We start from the raw sequence: 4,462 nt of genomic DNA, 5'->3' as shown, positions 1-4,462 counted from the left end.
GAAGCCGTCCAGGAGCTGGTCGGTGGAGACGTGGGCGAGGTTGTGCGGGTCGCGGCCGTAGCGGTAGTCCGTTTTGACCACGCCGCGCTCGCCGGTTTCGCTCGTGCAGTGGACCCGGCCATGGGCCGATCGTCCGTATGGCGGTGAGGTGACCACCAGCGCGACTTTGCCGTGAAGGTCGGCATCGATGAGCTGGGTGAGTTGTCGGGCGTCGCCGCACACCACCCGGCCGTTGCCTTGCTCAACGTGCCGGATGTTGTGGGCGATGTTGGCCCGGGCGATCCGGGCCCAGCGGGACTCGTACTCGATACCGAGGGCGTGGCGGCGGTGGCGGATGGCCTCGACCAGGGTGGTGCCGATGCCGCACATCGGGTCCAGGACCAGCTCATCGGGTTTGGTGTAGGTGCGGATGGCGTGGGCGGCGATCGCGGGCAGCATCTTGGCGGGGTGAGCGTTCGAGCCGGACACGTAGCGGTCGGCGCGCTGGGCGGGGGCGGATGTGGGTGCGGTGTTCCACACTGATTCGCGGTCGGACATGGCGTGCCCCTTCGGTCAGGCGCTGTTGATCGCGGACAGCACGAGCAGGTCGGAGTGGATGAGTCCGGGCGGTGCGCCCTCGGGCGGGGTGGGCGTGATGCGGTCGCCGTCGGGGTGGCCGTGGATGATGACGATGTGCTGGAGGTAGCGGAAGCCGGCGGTGCGGGCGGAGGCGATGAGGGATCCGAGCGGGTCGGTCAGGCGTCCGGCGTCGCGGCGCTGTCTGGTGGCGAGGAGCAAGACGCCGTTACGGAAGAGGAGGCGATGGGCTCGGTGGAAGAAGCCGGACCAGCCGTTCTCCACCGCGCCCGGCATCTCGTCACAGGCGCGGACCGGTTCGTCGTCGGGGGCGGGGAGGGTGTCGGGGTGCAGTTCCGCGAGCAGTACCGGGGCCGGGCGGGCGCTTCTCCCGTCTTCGTGGGGAGCCAGGTAGGTGACGCGGGCGCGGGCGTCCATGCCCGGTTCGGTGTCGCGAATGTGGACCTTGATCAGGCGCGCGGGTGGGCGGCCGGGTCGGTGCGTGAACTCGGCGCGGATCTTGTCCAACGCCCAGCCGGGCAGCACCTCGCCGGGGGCAGAGACCCCGCTCGGGTTGTTCGAGTCAGGGGTCCACACGGTGGTCGGCAGAGGGCGGGATGCGCCGGGGTGGCTGGTGGTGTGGTGGTGGTCGGACTTCGTCATCGGCTGGTGGCGCCCGGGTACGGGGATCCGGCCGTCTGGTGCTGACGTGATCAATAGAGATTCAGGCTGCGGGACTTTGTCACTGCCTACCCGTTCAGCTTCTGTCATGCGCCCCGGCCCTTCCGAAGGATCGAACGCGCCGTGGCCGAATGGTCCGTCTGAATTCGCAGGTGGGAGCGGGTGCGAGCCGGTCGCGAGCCATGAGCGAGCCACCATGGGCGGGCCCGCGCACAGAGGTCGCTGCTGAAGTTCGAGCGCATGCCAGCGACAGCGGCCCACTACCCGTCGTGCCCAACATGGTCAGATGGATCAGCGCATGGCGCTGTTGCTGCTGACGGGCAGCGTCCCTGTGCGCGTCGCCTTTGAGTATCCTTCGTTCGGTACGGCCCTCTTGGTCGGAGTGGGCGTGGTGACGCTGCTGCACCTTCTCCTCAAGGATCGCTGATCCACGCAAGCGGTCATGTGCCTGCGGATCCTGAGCACGGACGCCAATTCAAGATTCTTCATGTTCGATTCCTGCTCGCTCTGTACGGGCCTTGGTCCTGTTCACTGCCGCCGAGCCGGAGGTGGGCCATCGCACATGGCGGTCCATGGGGCGGTGTGTTGTCCGGTGGTGGTGCGCGGGTGAGAGCGGACAGCGCAAGATGGCTCTGTCGCGATTTTCGTGAAACTTGAGATGTCGATCTTGGCGGCTCGTGATCATTCCAGGTGTCCGTTGATGATCTGTTCGCCGTCCTCTTCCCGCACTTCGCCCTCTTGCACGTCGAGTTGATCCGGGCGACGGGCCGTACCGTCCGGATCCAGGCGCGAGGGCGGGAGCCGTCGGCGGTCTGTCCCGGCTACGGCACGGTGTCGGAGCGGGTACACAGCGGCTACGAGCGGAAGATGTCCGACACCGCGATATCGAACCAGCAGACCGTCCTTCACCTGCGGGTTCGCCGGTTCTTCTGCGGCAGCTCGAACTGCCCGAAGAAGACGTTCGCCGAGCAGATCCCGGGGCTGACCTTCCGGCACGGCCGGTGCACCACGCTGTTACGCACCGTCCGGGAGGCCATCGCGCTGGCCCTCGGAGGCCGGGCCGGCGCCCGCCTCGCCGAGCTCCAGGCGATCGGCGTCGGCAAGGACGCGATGCTGCGGCTCATCCGTGCCTTGCCCGACCCCGAGGTCGGCCGGGTGCGGGTCTTGGGCGTCGACGACTTCGCACTCAAGCGCGGCCACCACTACGGCACTGTTCTGATCGACATGGAAAACCGCAGGCCAGTGGGCCTGCTACCCGAACGCTCCGCCGACGCGCTGGCCGACTGGCTCACCCGCCACCCAGGCGTCGAGGTCATCTGCCGTGACCGGGCCCGCTACTACGCCGAAGGCGCCGATCAGGGCGCTGCCGACGCGGTCCAGGTCGCTGATCGCTTTCATTTGTGGCAGAACCTGGGCGACGCCGCCGAGCGGCTCGTCGCCCGGCTCCGGCCGCAGTGGGTCCCGTCCCCGCCGGAGAAACCCGAGGTCACCGTGCCGGAGAAGCCCGAGGGACTGCGGGCCCAGCGCATCCGCGAACGTCACGCCGCGGTGCACGCCCTGATGGACAAGGGGATGGGCATCGGCGGCATCGTGGCCGAACTCCGTCTCGACCCGAAGACCGTCCGCAAGAACATGCGCGCAGCCACGGCGGACGAGCTGATCGGTGCCAGCCCCACCGGCAGGCAGAGCAGCCTCGACGGTCATGCCGCCTACCTCGCCGCCCGCTGGGCCGAGGGCTGCACCAACACCAGCCGCCTCCACCGCGAACTCGCCGACCGCGGACTGACCGTCAGCGAACGGACCGTCCGCCGCTTCCTCCTGCGGCTCCAGGAGAACGCCAAACCCACCACACGGCCGCCGGTCCCGAAGGTCCGGGAGGTGACCACCCTGATCCTCATCCACCCCGACAACCGGCCCGAATCCGACCGCGTCGTCCTCAAGGAACTCCGCGACCGCAGCAGCGACTTGGACGCCGCCTGTCAGCTCGTCGCGCGGTTCGCCGAGATCCTCGTCCACCGTCAGGGCCGGGAAAAGCTCAAGCAGTGGACCGACGATGCCGAGCAGAGCCAGCACCCTGAGCTGCGAGGCTTCGCTTCTGGGCTCCGCAAGGATTGGGACGCGGTCATGGCCGGCCTCACCCTGCACTGGAACTCTGGCGCCGTCGAAGGCCACGTCAACCGCATCAAGATGCTGAAACGGCAGATGTTCGGCCGCGCGAAGCACGACCTCCTCCGCAAACGCGTACTCCTCACCCGATGAAGATCAACAAGAGGGATCACGGAAATCGCGACAGAGCCACGTCGGCGTGTCCGTGGACACCTGCCGGGGGCGACGTACTGCGGGAGCGGGCCGCCGCGGTCCCGCTGATCCGGCAGCTGGCGGGGCCAGCCGATTGAGCCGGGAGAGAGGGCCGTGGTCTGGCGAAGACGGGGCGACCGCGCCTCGCCGATGCATTCTTTGAGTGGGCCGGGCCCGGCTGGACCCTGCATACGGCGTGGGCTGGTAGTCGTGATCGGCAAGTCAGGCCCGGGCCCCGCCGTGTCGGTGATCCACTCCTTTCCGTGCCCGCCTCCTTCTCCTGGGCGGGCGAACTCGCCACTGCCGAACCCAAGAAAGCCGCTACCGGCTGCAGCATTCCACCCCCTTGCCGCACCTCCCCGACCAGTTGACTGGCCAGCAGTCGTCTCCCCACTCCGATCCGAAGGACCGGGGAGAGTCCGGCCATCGCGTCGGGACTCCGCCCTGTCCGGGCAATGAAGTCGCCGCGACCCCTCAAGGGTTGATGATCAGCGACGCCCTCTCACCTAAACGGTAACGGCGAGGTTAAGAGGCAGGGATGTAGGACTCCTACGCCGCGCGTCACTACCGCAGCAGTGACGCGGCTTCCGGACTTGGACTTCGAGCTGAGATGAGGGGCTTACCGTCGCCGTCACCCCTGCTGCCATCCGAGTAAACGCCACAAGATCACAAGATCGCATTGAGTGAAGTTGTTGACATTTCGACCATCGAGCCGCCATTGGGCGGGGAACCGGCCATTCCATGCCTGCCCACTTAACGCCCCGTGTGATAGCTCGCAGCCATCAGTGCAGATCAATCCAGGAGAGCATCCGAACAAAGCTTCGGGGCCGCGACAGGGATCCCGCCACCCCAATTCAGGCGACCACTCGCCACGCCAGAAAACCATCTATAGTCACCCCGTCGCAGTGCACGCACGTTCGAAACTGCG

At 67.6% G+C, this 4,462-nt stretch carries 4 protein-coding genes; 2 read left to right on the top strand and 2 right to left on the bottom strand.

Annotation, left to right across the window (positions count from 1 at the left end):
- A partial coding sequence (locus KN815_RS15155) for a TRM11 family SAM-dependent methyltransferase (protein WP_253208990.1) occupies window positions 1-537 on the bottom strand: 537 nt, incomplete at its 3' end.
- 15 nt (window positions 538-552) lie between these two features.
- Entirely contained in the window at window positions 553-1,218 is a 666-nt protein-coding gene (locus KN815_RS15150) for a hypothetical protein (protein ID WP_216342461.1), read from the bottom strand.
- Window positions 1,219-1,522: 304 nt separating this feature from the next.
- On the opposite strand from KN815_RS15150, the gene KN815_RS15145 reads away from it, so the two are divergent.
- The gene (locus tag KN815_RS15145; protein ID WP_216342460.1) at window positions 1,523-1,663 is read left to right on the top strand and encodes a hypothetical protein; all 141 of its coding nucleotides are present in this window, start codon (window positions 1,523-1,525) and stop codon (window positions 1,661-1,663) included.
- Window positions 1,664-1,926: 263 nt separating this feature from the next.
- On the top strand, window positions 1,927-3,495 hold the full coding sequence (locus tag KN815_RS15140) for an ISL3 family transposase (RefSeq protein WP_216342459.1): 1,569 nt from the start codon (window positions 1,927-1,929) through the stop codon (window positions 3,493-3,495).
- Window positions 3,496-4,462 lie beyond the last annotated feature (967 nt).

Origin of the sequence: Streptomyces niphimycinicus (genome assembly GCF_018883605.1) — a bacterium.
Classification (GTDB): domain Bacteria; phylum Actinomycetota; class Actinomycetes; order Streptomycetales; family Streptomycetaceae; genus Streptomyces; species Streptomyces niphimycinicus.
This window is presented reverse-complemented; position numbering and strand designations above follow the sequence as displayed.